12 protein-coding genes are annotated in these 16,659 nt (G+C 51.6%); 6 read left to right on the top strand and 6 right to left on the bottom strand.

Annotated elements, in window-relative coordinates; genetic code table 11:
* Window positions 1-161 precede the first annotated feature (161 nt).
* Both AB1S50_RS17225 and AB1S50_RS17220 read right to left on the bottom strand, forming a co-directional pair.
* Window positions 162-1,301 carry a DUF3103 family protein gene (locus AB1S50_RS17225; protein WP_367152313.1) on the bottom strand — a complete coding sequence of 380 codons (1,140 nt, stop codon included), beginning with the start codon at window positions 1,299-1,301 and terminating at the stop codon, window positions 162-164.
* A 624-nt stretch (window positions 1,302-1,925) separates the two neighbouring features.
* Window positions 1,926-3,077, bottom strand: a complete 1,152-nt coding sequence (locus tag AB1S50_RS17220) for a glycerol-3-phosphate dehydrogenase/oxidase (RefSeq protein WP_367152311.1) — start codon at window positions 3,075-3,077, stop codon at window positions 1,926-1,928.
* A 343-nt stretch (window positions 3,078-3,420) separates the two neighbouring features.
* Here AB1S50_RS17220 and AB1S50_RS17215 point away from each other — a divergent pair, with 343 nt between their 5' ends.
* From AB1S50_RS17215 to AB1S50_RS17195, 5 genes are all read left to right on the top strand, one after another.
* The gene (locus AB1S50_RS17215; protein ID WP_367152309.1) at window positions 3,421-3,792 is read left to right on the top strand and encodes a hypothetical protein; all 372 of its coding nucleotides are present in this window, start codon (window positions 3,421-3,423) and stop codon (window positions 3,790-3,792) included.
* Between the two features lie 307 nt (window positions 3,793-4,099).
* Window positions 4,100-5,443, top strand: a complete 1,344-nt coding sequence (locus AB1S50_RS17210; protein ID WP_367152307.1) for an efflux transporter outer membrane subunit — start codon at window positions 4,100-4,102, stop codon at window positions 5,441-5,443.
* Window positions 5,443-6,678: an efflux RND transporter periplasmic adaptor subunit gene (locus AB1S50_RS17205; protein WP_367152306.1), complete on the top strand. Its 1,236-nt coding sequence runs from the start codon at window positions 5,443-5,445 to the stop codon at window positions 6,676-6,678. Before AB1S50_RS17210 ends, AB1S50_RS17205 begins: the two co-directional genes overlap by 1 nt.
* Window positions 6,665-9,820 carry an efflux RND transporter permease subunit gene (locus tag AB1S50_RS17200; RefSeq protein ID WP_367152304.1) on the top strand — a complete coding sequence of 1,052 codons (3,156 nt, stop codon included), beginning with the start codon at window positions 6,665-6,667 and terminating at the stop codon, window positions 9,818-9,820. Before AB1S50_RS17205 ends, AB1S50_RS17200 begins: the two co-directional genes overlap by 14 nt.
* A 667-nt stretch (window positions 9,821-10,487) precedes the next feature.
* Window positions 10,488-10,862 (top strand): nuclear transport factor 2 family protein, encoded by a 375-nt coding sequence (locus AB1S50_RS17195; RefSeq protein ID WP_367152301.1) that lies wholly within the window; start codon window positions 10,488-10,490, stop codon window positions 10,860-10,862.
* Between the two features lie 78 nt (window positions 10,863-10,940).
* Here AB1S50_RS17195 and AB1S50_RS17190 read toward each other — a convergent pair whose 3' ends face one another.
* From AB1S50_RS17190 to AB1S50_RS17180, 3 genes are all read right to left on the bottom strand, one after another.
* Window positions 10,941-11,711: a haloacid dehalogenase type II gene (locus tag AB1S50_RS17190; protein WP_367152299.1), complete on the bottom strand. Its 771-nt coding sequence runs from the start codon at window positions 11,709-11,711 to the stop codon at window positions 10,941-10,943.
* Window positions 11,712-11,912: 201 nt separating this feature from the next.
* Window positions 11,913-13,154 carry a Vgb family protein gene (locus AB1S50_RS17185; RefSeq protein WP_367152297.1) on the bottom strand — a complete coding sequence of 414 codons (1,242 nt, stop codon included), beginning with the start codon at window positions 13,152-13,154 and terminating at the stop codon, window positions 11,913-11,915.
* A gap of 532 nt (window positions 13,155-13,686) precedes the next feature.
* Complete coding sequence (locus AB1S50_RS17180; protein WP_367152296.1) at window positions 13,687-14,364, bottom strand: hypothetical protein; 678 nt, start codon at window positions 14,362-14,364, stop codon at window positions 13,687-13,689.
* Between the two features lie 715 nt (window positions 14,365-15,079).
* Between AB1S50_RS17180 and AB1S50_RS17175 the strand changes: the two genes are divergently transcribed.
* Window positions 15,080-15,580, top strand: a complete 501-nt coding sequence (locus tag AB1S50_RS17175) for a hypothetical protein (RefSeq protein WP_367152294.1) — start codon at window positions 15,080-15,082, stop codon at window positions 15,578-15,580.
* Window positions 15,581-15,791: 211 nt separating this feature from the next.
* Here AB1S50_RS17175 and AB1S50_RS17170 read toward each other — a convergent pair whose 3' ends face one another.
* Window positions 15,792-16,268 (bottom strand): DUF6265 family protein, encoded by a 477-nt coding sequence (locus AB1S50_RS17170; RefSeq protein WP_367152293.1) that lies wholly within the window; start codon window positions 16,266-16,268, stop codon window positions 15,792-15,794.
* Window positions 16,269-16,659 lie beyond the last annotated feature (391 nt).

Below are 16,659 nucleotides of genomic sequence, written 5' to 3'. Positions count from 1 at the left end.
CAAAACAGCGTTTATGACCTGTATATTCGGTATTTTGACGTTACCTCGCTGTAAAGGCAGCAGGTGTTCGATAATTTTGAATTGCGATTTTGTGATTTCCATAAACGCAGATTTTATCAAAATTAGTGTTAACAGGCCCTAGATATCCTTGAGCTAAATACTTATCTTGGATCAATTGTTAACGGCTTAAGGGTGACAGTTGCATTGTTTCTGGCGCCTCTGCGGTTAGTGTATTCCTGATTCTCAAAGGTGGTATAAAAGCTGTCTACATAATCATCGTTATTGATAAACCACTCGTCCGGTAGTGCCTCTAAAATTCCATTGGTAATAATTGCGATAATAGCGTATCCCTGCACATCCGGCGAGGGGATGGATTGGAGGATTTGCGCAGCGATTTCAAGTAAATTACTGGCGATCTCTTTGAAGTTGGTATTGTCATCGTGTTCCATTAGGATCGCGTCCGCAGCCTGCCAGCGGTAGCGGTCCCAGAAAAACAGTATTTGATTTGGGTAGTAATCAACGCCGTCGTGATCGAGATAGGGCATGTCGACAACATCTAAAACCGGCTCATCTCTGGAAGGACTTATTCCATTAGTTACGGCATAAACTTCGGCCTTGCCAAGTATCCATGGCTCCTCATCATTCTCGAGGCGGATATGTTTTAGGACAGTGGTGGATAGCGGTTCGGTAAAACCTGTTTCCAGTATACTTGAGCGGGACAGTTCCCCTTCCCTTGCGGAAAAGAGATTGCGCATTACCTCCAGGCCTTCCCGCAATGCTTTCCTGCCATCGAGCTCCACAATAAACACGGGTCGTGTGGGTAGCGTATACACATCTAAAAAATGTACATTGCCATCTGTATCAAATGCCTCGATACCGGTCCATTGCTTCTCATCCCCCTCGGGAGAAAACGCAAAAAGCGGGTCTGAGCCATTTTTCCAGGCCGGAATCATTTGCTTGCTGGCAATACGCAGTTGTATCAGATTCTCCCCGCTGGAGTTTAGACCCTTGGCGATGCGAATCATCTGGTTGCTTCTATTCAATAGTTTTTTATTTGTTTGATAAATTTTATCGGTGCTGACCGATAAGTCACGATGATTGATATAATGCTTCAAGGCTAAATTGGCAGTGGCATATGAATCAGCAAATTGCCTAGCCAAGAGACGTTTGTTATCGGCAATGGTTTTCGAAAAAGTTTGATTGGCTTTCAACTCCAAGGTGGGGTTTGCGTTGGCATGGGATGATATTGATGTCGCAATAACGCTAATAAACAGAAATACAGATAGGGGCATAATTTTCATTTTTCTATCCTTTATGTTTTTTAGGAGCGATGAGTATAGGATATAAATTAGTTTTTATAGCTTTTCTTAAATTAAATGGCTTTAACCCCTTCTTGTCGAATGGTTATTTCGCTGGAATAAGATTTCTAGTGCCATTATGCATGTCATATTTATGGCATTTCCCGATTGCAGAAAGTATAAGCTGTCAGGGCTCTCGGAAGGAGTGGCTGACCCTGCCTATATGACTTCTGTTATCATATATAAAATGCAGAGCAGTACCTTATTTTATTTTTTGTATTTAACGTCTGCCAAGAACAGCCCCGAGAGCTGTATTTTTCGTAAGGATATAAATGGATTTTCTGTCAATATCAGGAGACCAATAACTTTTAGGCATGAATAAATACTAAGCAGGAAAGACGGGTGGGAGAAGAATTCCTGTTACCGCAGCCTGCTCTCCATTCCGACCGCTTGATTTGCACTTACGGATTCAATCGAAAATATATTCCTTCTTCGCGAAGTGGCGTAAGAAATATTGGAGTTCGGTTCCGGATAGGCCAGATTCCTACAGAAGTTGCGTATTCAGGAATGGTTCTGGTAGCGCTAAGTTTTCTAAATTTTATTTCGTGCAGTCATGTGTAAAGGGAACTAAGGCTTGGGTGCAGAGATCGAAAGAGTCTTGTGCAATTTTTTGACTATCGTGTGGGCAGTGGCACGATAACTGGTGAGTTTCCCGCCTGCAACCGCTAGGATGCGCGGCCGTTTGAGGTCGTCGCAGCAGATGATGGTGTCCCTTGGGCGCGAGAAGGGATTGTCGCTGGATTTAGGCAGTACCCGCAACCCGGCAAAACTTTCGCAGATATTGGATATCTTGAGGTTGCGGGTCATAGGGAAGTATTGCTGCACGGTTTGTAGCAGGTAAGCTTTTTCCTCCTCCGTGGGGGCCACGTCGCGGGGGTCGCCGGTGTACTTGCGTTCAGTGGTGCCCACCAGGATGTGACCCTGCCAGGGCATGACGAATACAGCCCGGCCATCCTCGGCCTCCACATAAAAGATCTTTTCGCCGAGAGATACAGGCAGTTCGATATGTGCGCCGGCCACCAATTCCAGCTCCGGCAGGTTCAGCCTCGGTGTGCAAAGGTCGTTTGTGGCAGCCACCCAGGGGCCGCAGCAGTTCACTAATACACGGGTGTGCAGCGTGTTGAGCTGACCTTCCGCCACAAAATCCACACGTACTTCGCTGCTGGTGAGCTCTGCGCCCAGTAGGGCACCGGGGCAGATCAGTCGGGCACCACTGCCGATGGCGGCTTCCATCACGTCACGGGTAAGGGCGGCATCGTCGGTTTGGGCGTCGTAATAGCGGTAGACTGAGACTAGGTTGTGGGTGTCCAGTCCCGCCAGTGAATCCCATTCCCGGCGGGGTATGGAGCGAAAGCGCGATTGGCCGCTGGTGACTCCCGCCAGCAGTGCGTAGAGAGTCAGCCCCAGTCTCACCAGCCAGGCTGGGCGTTGGCTGTGGCGGTACACCGGAATATAAAACGGCACCATACGAACCAGCTGGGGTTTGTTGGCCAGTAGCCAGCGGCGCTCCCGCAGGCATTCGTAGACTAGGTTGAATTGAGCGCTTTCCAGATAGCGCAGACCGCCGTGAATCAGCTTGGAAGAGCGGGAGGATGTGGCTGCGGCCACACCCGCCTGCTCCAGAATCACCACTGAATGGCCGGCAGCCGACAGGGCTTCCGCCACGCCGGCACCCTGAATACCCGCACCCACCACCACAACGTCACAATCAGTGGGCATTGAGTTTTCCCCGGTAACAGCAGGGCCAAATTTGCATATCTTGAGCAGCGGATGTGCTTAGCACCGTGGTGGGATCCCGTCACTTTTGGCCCCGTCAGTCTGGAGCTGCCAAGGCCTGTTTCCGGACTCGTTTAAAAAAAGTCGGAGCGGCAGGCTGCACCTCCGAGAGCCGTTTTGCCTGAAACCGGGGACATGCCGGTTTCCAGGCTAATAATGGAAAAATAGTCGCTCCACCTCCGGTTGCAAGTCGGGTCGAAAATGATTTTTGTGCCTGTACCCGGCGGATAATGCCGCAACCCCCCCGGCTACACTGAGAAGTGTCAATGTCGAGCGGTAACCGCGCATGAGTGGCCTCTGGGAAATCGGGAGTGCAATCCGGAGCCGTCGCGCACTGATGGCTATGGCCGGATTGCCGGTAATGGGGTTCGCAACCAGTTGTCCGCCAGCCGCTGGGGATGTGTCGGTGTCCACATCTGCACGGATAGAGCTTCATGTGAAGCCGCGGGTGGAGTTCCGCCAGGGCGGGGCGGAGGCCCCGGGCGCTTTGGGTCAATTGTGCCTGCGCCATTTGCCTGCGAGGAACTATCGGGTGTTCATTTTTAAGGACAGTGCTTCGGCCGGGCCAATGATCAAAGTAAAGGGTGGTGGAGTATCCAGTTGCCTGCCAATGCCGATTGCCGCAGATGCTGCCCATATACTGGTAGTGGCGGAATAGCTGCTTCCAGAGAAGGCAGCTCCTTCGATTCCATTAGCCCCGCAACCTAATTTGATAGGTCAATAAACTATTGGCCCAAATACGACTTATGCTCCCGTCAAACTTTTGCGTCTCCGTGTAAACAAGAGTAAATCGCCTTGCGGTGTGAATTGACGACGAGATAATGCACGCAATAAATCTCCACACTTATGTGCTCAATTCACTGATTGGGGTGATGTTTTTGCATTTTTACCGCGCTTTGGCAATCTGTATCCCATTCCTTACAAGCTGCTCATCTCATATAGCCCACACAAAGCCGCCACAGGCAGTGTCCACCCTGCCGCAGAAATTTCGTACTTCCGGCAGTGTTGCCCCGGAATTGCGCTGGTGGCGCAGCTTTGGCGATCCGCAGCTGGACCAGCTGGTGCTGGTCGCGCTAAAGGACAATCCGGATATCCAGGCCAGTTACTGGCGCCTGGAGCAGGCCGCCGCAGCGGCTCGTGGCGCCAGCTCCGGACTTTGGCCCAGGGTGACAGCCCAGACTGAGCATACGCAGCAGCGATATTCCTCTGGTGACTTCACCAGCGAATCCGACCAGGGTGGCAGCTGGAGCACGCGTGTTGCCGCCAGTTATGAAGTGGATCTGTGGGGGCGGGTCGCTGCCGGTGCCAATGCCGCTGAGGCGGGATTCCTGGAGCGGGCGCAAAACCTGCAGACCGCCGCCCTGAGCCTGGCTGCGGAGGTATCCGCCACATGGTTGCAACTGCGGGAAACCTGGGGCCAGCGGGCACTGCTTGAACAGCAGTTGCAAACCAACCGCAAGACATTGCAAGTATTGGAATTGCGTTTTGGACGTGGTGTCAGCGATGCCGCTGACGTGTTGCAACAGCGCCAGCTGGTGCAGCAGTCGCAGCATGAACTGGAACAGGCGGAGGCTGATATCGAGTCGCTCAAAGTACAGCTGGCGGCGTTGCTGGGAACCGGTGAGGCGCAACTCCAGGAATATATTCACCAGGTCCCGGACCTACCATCGCTGCCGGCCCTGCCGGACACCGGTATTCCCTCGCAACTGTTGCTGCGTCGCCCGGATGTGAGCGCAGCCCAGCAGAGCCTGTTACAGGGTTATCACCTGGCGGACCAGGCCTGGGCAGACCGGCTGCCGGTGCTGAGTCTCTCGGCAGTCGCCAGCAATGGGACCAGCCTGATCAGTGATATCACTGAAAACTGGCTGATGGCTGTTGCGGCCTCCCTGGAAGGTGTGATCTTTGATGGCGGTGCCTTGGCTTCGGCACAGGATCAACAGGCGGCCGCGGTACAGGAGCGTTGGTCACTGTATCGCAGTACCGTAAATCAGGCGTTGTCTGAGGTGGAGCTGACCCTGATTCGCGAACATGCGCTGCTACAGGAATTGGAACATTTGCGCGAGCGCGAACGCCTATCGAATCTAATTGCCCAGCGCCGCAATCGCGCCTATGCCCGCGGCGCGGTGGATTTTCTCAATGTGCTCACCGCAACCACTGAACAACAGAACCTGGCGCGACAGGTGCTTGCGGTCGAGCGCCAGGTAATTGAAAACCGTGTGGTGCTGTACCGCGCACTCTCAGGGGGAGTCCCCCAGGAGGACCTTCCCACCCCCGAACCTGTGGAGCAGTATCTGGAGGGGAATAGTTGATGCTGAAGAAATTCAATTGGCGCCTGCTGGTGCCAATAGTATTGCTGGTGAGCGCATTTCAGGTTTCCGCCTGGCTGTTGCGGGAGAAGCCCACTGTGACGCGCGGCGAACATAGCTCCCCACCGCCCGTCGTGGATGTGGCAGTGGCGGAGACTGGCCGGTTTCCTGTGACTCTCAGCGCACTCGGCAAGGTTTCAGCGCGAGAGCTGACAGAACTGCAGCCTCAGGTTCAGGGCAGGGTAGAGTGGCTGGATTATGATCTGGGAGAGGGCGCCATACTGCCAAGCGGCCAGGCATTGCTGCGTATCGAGGAGGAACCCTACCAATTGGCGTTACAGACAGCGCGCAGCAATCTCGCCGAGCGCCGCGCGGAACTGCAACAGGAGCAGGGCCAGCAGCAGGTGGCGCTGGAGGAGTATGAGTTGCTGGGTACTTCTCTGCCCCAGGCGGATCGTGCCCTGGTGCTGCGCGAGCCACAACTGGCGGTCGCAAGGGCACGGGTCGAGTCGGCGGAGGTAAATGTAAGCCTGGCAGAGCGAGATCTGCGCCTTACCCGCATTCGTTCGCCCTTCACAGCACTGGTAGTGGCGCGGGATGTCAATATCGGCGATCGCGTAGCGCCGGGGAACATTCTCTATCGACTGGCCAGCGCCGATCGGTTCCAGATAGCGGTGGAAGTGCCGGCGGCACAACTGCACCGGCTGAATAACGCAGAGATTGAAGTGCGTATCTATGGCAGTCAATGGCCGCAGGGTGTCTACCGACGCGGTGAGTTTGTGCGTGTGATACCGATGCTGGAAGAGCAGGGCCGACTCGCCAGCGTGTTGGTTGAACTGGAAGATCCCCTGTCCGTGCGAGACCCGGGCCAGCCGCAACTGCTGTTGAACGATCTTGCCAGAGTGGAGCTTGTCTCCCGGAGCGAGAGTGAAAGGGTCCGAATTCCCCTTACCGCCCTGCAGGACGGCGACAATGTGTGGGTAGTCAGGGACAACAGGACGCTGATTTTGCCGGTAAAAGTGGCCTACATGAGCGATGAATATGCCCTGTTGGAGCAGGGATTGCACGGTGGCGAGAGCCTGATTACCACGCGGTTGGTGAATGTATCAGAGGGCATGCCGGTGCGCATTGCCGCCGACAGCAAACGGAAACCGCGCGACACAGTGGCATCCACGCCAAACCAGATGGAAAAGAAGGCCGCAGCTGGGGATAGCGGAGGGGCGAATGACGGATCTTAAAGGGGCTACTCCGGAAGTCGATACTCGCTCTGGCCCCATTGCCTGGATGGCGCGCAACCACGTGACCGCCAATCTGTTGATGTTGGTGTTTCTTGTGGGTGGGCTGATTTTTTCTTTTGTGGTGAAAAAAGAAGTCTTCCCGGAGTTCAGTCTGGATATTGTCAGCGTTTCCATTTCTTATCCCGGTGCCAGCCCAGAGGAAGTTGAGCGGGGAGTCCTGGTAGCTGCCGAGCAGGCGGTGCAGGGTATTGTGGGTATCAAACAAATGCGCAGTGTGGCCTCAGAGGGCAGCGCCTCCCTGACTCTGGAATTAGAGGGAGATGCCAATGCCAACCAGGTATACCAGGATGTCCAACAGGCGATTGACCGGGTAACAACCTTCCCTTCGGATATCGAGCGGCCCCAAGTCAGTCTCGCCGAGCGCAAACGGGATGTGATGGATCTGGTGGTGCATGGCAACCTCGATGAGCAGGATCTTCGCGCAGTCGCCATGCAGGTTTACGACAAGCTGGAGGCGCACCCGGAAATTACCCAGTTGGAAACTTCCGGGGTACGCGATCTGGAGGTGGCGGTGGAGGTGCACCGCGACGACTTGCGCCGCTACGGCCTCACCCTGGCGGGCGTGGCGGCACTGGTTCGCAATGAGGCTGTGGATGTGCCGGCGGGTGGAGTGAAATCCAGTGCCGGTGAAATTCTGGTTCGGGTCACCGAGAGAAGGGATTGGGCCGACGAATTTAGAGACATTGTGGTAGCTCATGGTAGCGGCGGTGGCATAGTGCATCTGGGCGATATCGCCACTGTCAGTGATGCCCTGGTGGATGAAGCGCGCAGCATGCTCTTTAACGGAGAGCCGGCGGTGAGCATCAGGATATTTCGCGTCGGCGACCAGACCCCCATGAGTGTCAGCTCCGCGGCCAGGGAGGTGATTGCAGAGCTGGAGAAGAGCCTGCCACCGGGCGTGACTCTCAGTATCCGCGACGACGACTCCGAAGTGTTTGAGGAGCGCTTGTCACTGTTGCTCAAAAACGGTTTTATCGGGCTCCTGCTGGTATTTGTGGTGCTGGGTGCATTCCTCGAACTGCGCCTGGCATTTTGGGTTACCCTGGGCATCCCCATCAGTTTTCTGGGGGCCCTGCTGTTCCTTCCGGGGCTCGATATCTCCGTGAATATGATGAGTATGTTCGCGTTTATTATCGCCCTCGGTATTGTGGTGGATGATGCGATCATCGCGGGGGAAAATATCCATGAGTGGCGGCAAAAAGGCTACAGCAACCTACACGCTGCCGTGGCCGGAGCCCGGCAGGTGGCGGTGCCGCTGACCTTCGCCATCCTCACCAATATTGTCGCTTTTATTCCGCTGATGGCATTGCCGGGATTTATGGGCAAGATTTTTGGCGTGATTCCCCTGGTGGTGGCTTCGGTGTTTGTAATCTCCTGGGCTGAGGCACTGTTCATCCTCCCGGCGCATTTGGCGCATTCCCGCCGCGGTTACAAAAGCCGCAGAGCGCGCCGTTTTGCCGCGCGCCAGAGAAGCCTGGCTCGGGGGCTGGACCGCTTTGTACACAGGCACTTCCGACCCTTTCTCGATTTGTGTGTGCGCCACCGCTACAGCACTATTGCAGTGGCAGTATCCGCTTTATTGGTAGTGACCGGCTACGCAGCAAGCGGCCGCATGGGGTTTACCCTGATGCCGCGGGTGGAGCGGGATTCCGGTCGCTTCCAGGTGATATTTCCCATCGGTACTGCGGAGCAGCAACTGGAAAAAGCGCGCCGCCAGATAATGGGTGCGGCTGACCGGGTACTGCAGGAATACGACCGCGAGCGGGTATTTTTAGGCATTCGCGGCTTGATTCGCAATGATTCCGTATATGTGGATGCCTACTTCGTCCCCTCGGACCAGCGCTCTTTTTCCACGGGGGAGTTTGTCCGCAAGTGGCGGAGGGAGGCGGGCCCTGTTGCCGGAGCGCTCAGCGCCACAACGGCCGCTGACCGGGGTGGCCCCGGCGCTGGGGCCTCTCTTACGGTGGAGTTGCGACATATCGATACGGATACGCTGGAGCGCGCGGCTCTGCGTCTCGGGAAGGAGCTGGAGAAGTTTCCCAATGTCAGTGATATTGATTTGGGCATTTCACAGGGCAAGTCGCAGCTGGATCTGACCCTGACAGAGACCGCCAGAAGCCTGGGCCTCTCCGCTGAGGAAATTGGCCGGCAGTTGCGCGCGGCCCTCTACGGTGCCGAGGCTCTGCGGCAGCAGCGTGGCCGCGACCAGGTCAAGGTGATGGTGCGGTTACCGGAGAGTGAAAGGGTCAGTATGGAAGATGTGTCCAGCATCATGATTCGTGCCAGCAATGGCCAGTGGATGCCTCTCCCGGACCTGGTCAAAGTGGATCGGGGGCGGGCCTATGCGACCATCAATCGCCGCCAGGGCCGGCGGGTACTTACCGTTTCCGCTAATGTGGAGCCCAGCGATCAGGCGGCGCTGGTGATCAATGAACTGGACCGCAGTGTGATTCCGCAGATGCGGATGGAATTTCCCGGTCTCAGTATTTCTTACGAAGGGCGCCAGGCGGACGAGCGGGAGGGGCTGGCCTCCCTGAGATTGAACCTCCTGCTGACCATGGCGGTGCTCTATCTGTTGTTGGCCATTCCCCTGAAAAGTTACTTGCAGCCACTGATCGTGATGGTCGCCATTCCCTTCGGTGTCATCGGCGCTGTGCTGGGGCACTTGGTTATGGGCTATGGGCTCAGCATGGTGAGCCTGTTGGGTATGGTGGCGCTGGCCGGGGTGGTGATCAACGATACCCTGGTGATGATAGAGTACAGCAATCACCTGCGCAGGGAGGGAGTGGATCTCGACAGTGCCATCAAACGCGCTGCCACACGCCGTTTTCGCCCTATTATATTGACCACGGTTACTACCTTTTGTGGCCTGATGCCCATGATTTTCGAATCCTCGGTACAGGCGCGCTTTATGATTCCTATGGCGATTTCACTGGGTTACGGGATACTGGCGGCCACAGCTATTTCCCTGTTACTGGTTCCCTGTCTCTACCTGATGTTCGCCGAAGATATTCCGCGGCTTTTCGGCCGGCTTAAAAACGGCCTGCGCCTCTTGGGACCGCAGCCGGGCAGCTTCCCCTAGCAGTCTGTTGAAATTCTAAGAATTTCGACGCCTGGTACCGGAACATGGATGTTCCGGCAAAATCGGCGACGTCTAAGTCGTTGATTTTGGGAGAAAAGTAAAAATCACATTTTTCGCTTTTCGTGTTTTGAAACAGGCAGGATGCCTTTTTCAACAACCTGCTAGTGGGGTGTACGTTTTAGTCTTGGTTCTCACTATGAACCCGGAAACTTATTGAGCTGCCGGGTTGGTAGGATACAAGGATGTGCCGCCGACGGGTAGAGGCCGCCGCAAGCCCTTGAAAAGCAGGCGATTCCGCGTAATTGCGCGGGGTTTTAAGGATGATAGCCAATTGATGCAGGATCACTACCAAAGTGTATATGTTTTCGTGTTGGTGAATTGATTACAAGTGCCAGTTGCTACTTCGCATATCTGGCCGAATCGAACCCTCTAATGTGAGGTTGACGCAATACTCATCTTTCATTGTGCGGGGTTTGTCCTGGTATAATTTCCTTATCTCTGATGGCAGCACTGGATTAGTGGTATTTCTCTATGTAGACTGCAGCGCCGATTTGATTTTGAACTAGGGCCTGTTCACACTAACTGAGATAACAGTGATCCAATGACCAAGACGTATCAAATCATTTGAGTGTTGGGCAGCGATTAATTTACTGGAGGTTTTAAGGTTATGGAAGAACAACGTAAAGATGTGTTGCATGCTCTAAAAGTAGCCAGCGAAAAATGGAAGGCGGCATTTAATTCTGGAAACGCTGAGGGTTGTGCGTCGCAATATGAAGCAGATGCGGTAATGACGGCGAAACCATTTGGTGAATTTCGCGGTACAGAGGAAATCAGGGTGTTTTGGCAAAAACTGATCGATGATGGTTTCTGCGACGTGGAATATATCAATCCTGAGATAGAAATTATTGACGACAACAGTGCAATATTGTCCTCTGGGTGGAAGATGAACAAGGCAAAGGGAGTTATCACCAAAGAGCTTTGGGTATTGCAAAAAGATGGCACCGCGAAATTGCGGATAGATGAATTCGAGGCGCAGAGTTAGGAAAGCTCCAATCAATCTCCTACCAACGGCGACACATCCCTGTGCGGCATAAACCCGGCAACTTATTGAATTGTCGGGTTAATCATTTTGTGCTGTAAGGATAGTCGCAAGCTCCTGTATGTCTTTTACAACATAGTCTGGAGCGGTCATATTCGGATATAGCGGTTTATCGGGGCGGGCGACAAAAACGGTTTGCAATCCCACATTTTTTGCGCCCATCAAATCCCATGGATGCGCCGCAACCAGCATTGCCTCTGCGGGTTTTACGCCCATATCCTTCAGTACCATTCTATAGGTATCCGGATGAGGTTTGTATTTTCTTACCGCCTCTACGCTATACCGCTTGTCAAAAAAATCGGTCAACCCGGCGTTTTTAAATTGCGTTTCCACACCTTTGAAAGAGGAATTAGTCAGGCTGACGATCTTATAGTCACCTTTCGACAAAGTCTTCAGGCCCGGCTTTACATCCGCATGGGGTGGCAGTGAACCCAAGGGGGTAACGATTGCGGTCTTGGCCTCCTCATAGGTTAGGTTAACTCCCTGGGCTTCCGCCACCATCATCAATGCGGCAACCCCGATTTCTCCAAAATCGTGGTATTCGTCACTCAGGGTCTCCGCCAGAGAATAGTGGAGCATGGTCGAAAACCACAATGGCAGCAGATCCTCACGTCCCCCCAATGCAGCACCAACGGATTCTTTTAGGGGTGCAAGGTCGAGCAGGGTTTCATTAACATCAAATATAATGACTTTGGGTTTAGGCTTCATGCCAGCATCCTCTGCATGAGTCGGAAGCGCTCCGACTGTGATTGACAATATGAACACAAAGGCCCCAAATAATTTATTGAGCACAGTGAAATACCTCCAAGAGTGTGTCGAGAAACTTCTTCAATCTAACAGGAAACTTTTTTACCCCAGCGAGGAGTAGAGCGGGATGGAATCAAGTCGGTGCTTGGTTTGTTGATGCAACTCTCCAATAGTTGACAGGCACCAAAACCAGAATTTATCCGGGAACAATCTTTTGTAGAGGACTCGCGCCTCCAAAAGTGAAGGTTAGTCACTGGAGTTTTCAGCTACATCCCAGCGTATTTCCAGCAGGCTGTTAGTGGCAGTCTGGTGAGCCACAAGCCCATGGTTACTGGCACGCATATGTCGGATCAGGCCCGCCTTGACGCCACCGGATTCCACTACCCAACTTTGAAATTTTTCAGTCGCAGGATCAAACCGCACCAGGGTTTCCGGTCGGCGGCTGGATTCGTTGAACCAGATGGCGCCATCGGCAATAGCAATGGCATAGGGGTGTGAATCTTTACCACTGGGGGTCGGCCACTCTTTGATTTCGCCGGTTTTGGGCTGATAGCGGCCCAGCCGGCCCAGCGAGGAATTGACGAACCAAACCTGCCCCTCCTGGTCCACTGCCAGTCGTCGGGTGCGTGTTGCAGGGTCCGGCAATTGAACTTCCTCGATAGCCATGGTATCCGGATCCAGTGCGATCAGGCAGTTCTGGCCGTTGCACGCAACCCAAACGGTGCCATCGGGGGCGATTTTGATGCCGTAGGGGCGGGAATTGGGCCTGGGCAGCACAACCAGGTCAATCTTGCCGCTTTTTGGGTCCAATCTGCCAACCTGGTTGCTGTGCTGCAAGGTAAACCACAATTTTCCATTGCTGTCGAAAATAGCCGAGTGTGGGTCCTTGGCACTGGGGTCCGGCATGGGGAACTCAACCACTTTGCCAGTATCCGGTTCCACATAGCCGACGGTGGCATTTTTGTTACCCGTATACCAGGGGCGGCCTTCAGCATCCAGCGTGACTGTATGGGGTTTGGCTCCAGCGGGAAGCTTGTACTCCTTCATCTCGCCGGTCTCGGGATTGAGTCGGCCGAGAATATTGCCCCACTGGCCAACCCACCAGATGGTGCCATCAACTGCCTGGATGGGATCCCGTGGACGCTGGCCTAGGGTAGGGACCTGCCACTCCCGCACGCTAAGGGTCAAATCACCCGGTGCCAGTTGGGGGTTCAGGCGCTTGCTGGGGGGGAAGTTTTTAGCCAAGTAATCGGTGATGGCGCGCTGCTGCTCAGGGGCCGCAGAAAGGTTGATCATATGGGAAGTCAGCTGGGCCCAGTCAGCGGCGGAATAGCCGCTGCTATTGCGTACAGTTGCGCTGTTGTGACAGGCGGTACAGATAGCGTCAACCAAAGGGTCGCCGAGGGGTTGGGCCAATGTGACAGCCGGGTAATAGGCGGAAATCCCTCCAGCCAGCAGCGAGAGAAATGAGTATTTATTGATCATCATGGTTGCCTCAACCTACTATGGGCAAAGTGCCAGCTACCACTGCCTCTTTACTACCAGGCGCTTGACGAACAAGAGTAGTACAACCCACCGCGAAATCTCAGATTGTGACTATTGTTCATTTGCGAACTATCGATAATTGATAGCATGGGAGCCTGTTTTTGTAAACCGCTATTTCCAACTGGCTTTAGAACTGGCGGTTATGATCGCGGGCCAGCGGTTTATCGCCTGGGCGCGTCGAGGTGATCAACTGCCTGCAATAGGGCTGCGCTAATACCTTGATGCTCCGCCGCTCGCTTAAGCCAGGTGAGGGTGTTTTTGGGGGCTTAATGAGAGCCGAACTGTCGGAGACAAAAAAGCCCGTATGGAACGGGCAAAGGATAGGCTTGTAGTTAACCATCAAGGCTTCTGTGCAAGAAAGTTTTCAGCTTTCAAAGGTAAAAATTTATTTTCTTTTTTTTGTAGAGAAGTTTCTACCGCTAACGTCTGTAAAGTTAGCTACAGAATTTTAATTTTTACTTATAGCGACATAGCTTTAATTTTCGCAGATCCTTACGGGCTTCGCTGGACCTGGAGTCGGATCAAAGGCAACACAGGTTTCAAAGCGACTGGTACAGGAATTCAATGCCGATCCCACAAAATTTGGAGTAAAACGTTCAGAGATAAAAATCTGGGTAGTGCTACAACTGCTATCAATGTTGACAAAACTACAAAAGGCCAGGTCTCCAAAATAAGTGGGAAAATCTTCGTAGTGGCAATCTCCCTGGTAGGTGTTTGATACCCAGACAGGCTGTCCATCGGAATTGTAGACAACCATATTGCCATCGTCCTGAACACGAAGGTGGGCACCGGGGTGTCCCCAGGATTGAGAGTTCCAATAGATCTGAATATCAGTATCAAGTGCACTTCTTAAGCCGAATGCCCCCTGACCAAACATTTCTACGAATCCATTGCTATCTTTAAGCTTTGGATGACCTGCCGTGTCGGTAGACCACAGGTGAATTTTACCAATATCGTCAGAGAGAACGAGGTTTCCATCGGATTGCATTTCCAGCTTATAGATACCGTTTGGAGATTTGATACTTTCACCCGGTAGTAGTTGCTCGAAGCTCATTAGCCGGTTGTTTGCCAGACTTTTAGTTGAAATCAGCGCGAACAATACAATAGCCGGTACGACCATTAACTTTTCTAATGTTTTTAAAGGTATAGCCATAGTCTAGGTTCTTCCACAAATATTAGTGATATTGGATTTAGTTAAATCGCCAAAATGACAGTGCGCAAAGATATCAGCCTGGCGGATGAAGTAATGCTAAAAAGCCCAATAATCCTATTCATTTGTACAGAGTTCGGGGTTTATTTCAATTAACAGATTAAATTTAATTAATTTTTAATTTTATTTATGCAGGGAAGACATGGGGAAAAATATGGAGGATTAGATTCAAGTATAAAATTTCGGGTTATTTCCAGGGTCGAAAAAATGGCGCCAAAAAAGATAAAAAACGGAGTAATATATCAACCCAAGCATTCTTAAGGGAGTGGTTTTGGAAATTTATGCTCCGAAAAAATAGAAAGGCGACAGATTTTTATCGCTATCCCCCTTCGTATAAATCCCATGCGTCCTTGCGTCCGGAGAGTATAGTTTTACAGTGCTGGTTTTATGTGCTGTCCCGCAAAAGAACTTTATTCCCGCTACGGCTTTCCTTTAGAGGTATAACGAACTTGGCAGAGGATTTTGCAAAACACGGAATTTGTGCCAGTTATTTCATCTGTTTAGAATAACTTGACAAAAGGAGGAAATAATTTCTTCATGCCAAGTATATTGATGACTATTGCACTCAGTTGGACGGGTGGAAATAAGGTAAACAGCCCGGAGGCCGTGTTTTCAAGCTCACTGCCAGATATTCATCTAATCCGGAGAGAAATTGTTTATGAAAAAAATATTAACCGCGCTATCTTTCACTATGGCTGCCACTCTAGGCTTTGCGGATGCGGTCAACGCGGAAATCTGGTCCCCTGTCAGTACTACGGATATCGTCATGGCGAATGCTGTGGGTAGTCCCCTTATGATTTCCAAAGGCATTACACTGTTGTGTGATATGAACGCCACAATAGATACAGATGCTGCGGGCAATGCCCAGGTCACCTCACTGATACTGTCAGACCCAGGTGGAATTTGTGCAATGATTGTCTTTGTAAACTTTCCCTATGAGATGGTAGGCGGTGACAATGATCAGGTGACCATAAAGAATGTCGATGCACAGGGAGTTACCGGAAACTGCTTTGGTGACCTTACTGGAACACTAAATCAGGCCACCGGAGAAATTACCTTTGTCAACGCAGAAATTCCATCCAATCCGCCTGACGACAACCCCTGCATAGGTAACGGTGTGGTAGGCACCACCCCGGCGATGTCTTATACGCTTCCCTGAAGATTCGGAATAAACGTAACTAAATAATATTTAAGACAGGGTGACGCAATGCCCTGATTAACTAACGCCGCTGTAGCTTATACGGCGGTGTCTTTACTGGATAGCACATTTTTATTATAGGTTAGTAATCGGCATAGTACGTCTCGATCCAGAACACTTACCTTGGTTTCCAGTTCTGCAGTATAACCTGTATAAAACCTGGAAAGATTGGCTATTTGCGAGCAAATTGAATTTTAAAGCCACTGTTTTCTTTCCCTTCGACTGACACAGAGAGTTTGTCGGCAGCATTATAGGAGTATTTTAGAGTATTGGGAAAATCGTGTTTAAGGTTTTCAAATTGCACAGTTGATTCTGAGCAGGATACCAGTTTAAAAGCAATTGGCAGGTCGTTATGAGAAACTTTTGCAAGATAGAAAATATTACCATTCATATTAATTAGTCTGAGAGATTCATAGCTTGACTTTTCACCGCTAGTAGATATTACTTCGCTATACCCTTCGTAAGTTTCTTCGCTTACCTTATTCCAGTATTCATTGTAACTTCTCTGAGAAGATTTAGAGCTCCAACTACCCAAAATCCAATCAATGGATTCTAAAGAATTGCAATTATCAGATGCATCGGAAATTGAAGGCAGTCCAACCGTAAGAACTAATATAAGCATCAGTAGATTTGGTTTTATTATGGTCACTATAAAGCCTGTTTTTGTGTTGATTAAATTTTTAAGTAGTAAGATTAAAAGTTTAATCTGCTATTGATTGCGCTTAAGTTATTAAATTTATTTCGTGCACATAGTCTAAGCCAATTGTGCTTGCAATGTCGCAGTATATCGTGAGTTGGAGAAAGAGCAACAGCCTTGTCGTTACCATGGTAGCAGAGATAAGATTAAATCATATACACAAACTTCCTATTCTTGTCTTATTTGAATTGCGCAGAATATGCTAGGGAACGTCTGAATAACTCAACAATCGCTACGGCAGTATCAGTATTTTCTGGTGCGGGCCTGAATTTGACCAAAACAACCCTGAGATTGTTTGTTTTTTCACCTGGAATCTACTTCTCAGCAGATTCCAGGTGCACTG

Source organism: Microbulbifer discodermiae (assembly GCF_040742695.1).
In the GTDB taxonomy this organism is placed as follows: Bacteria; Pseudomonadota; Gammaproteobacteria; order Pseudomonadales; family Cellvibrionaceae; genus Microbulbifer.
Note: the sequence above shows the minus strand (reverse complement) of the source record. Positions and strands in the feature narration are given on the sequence as shown.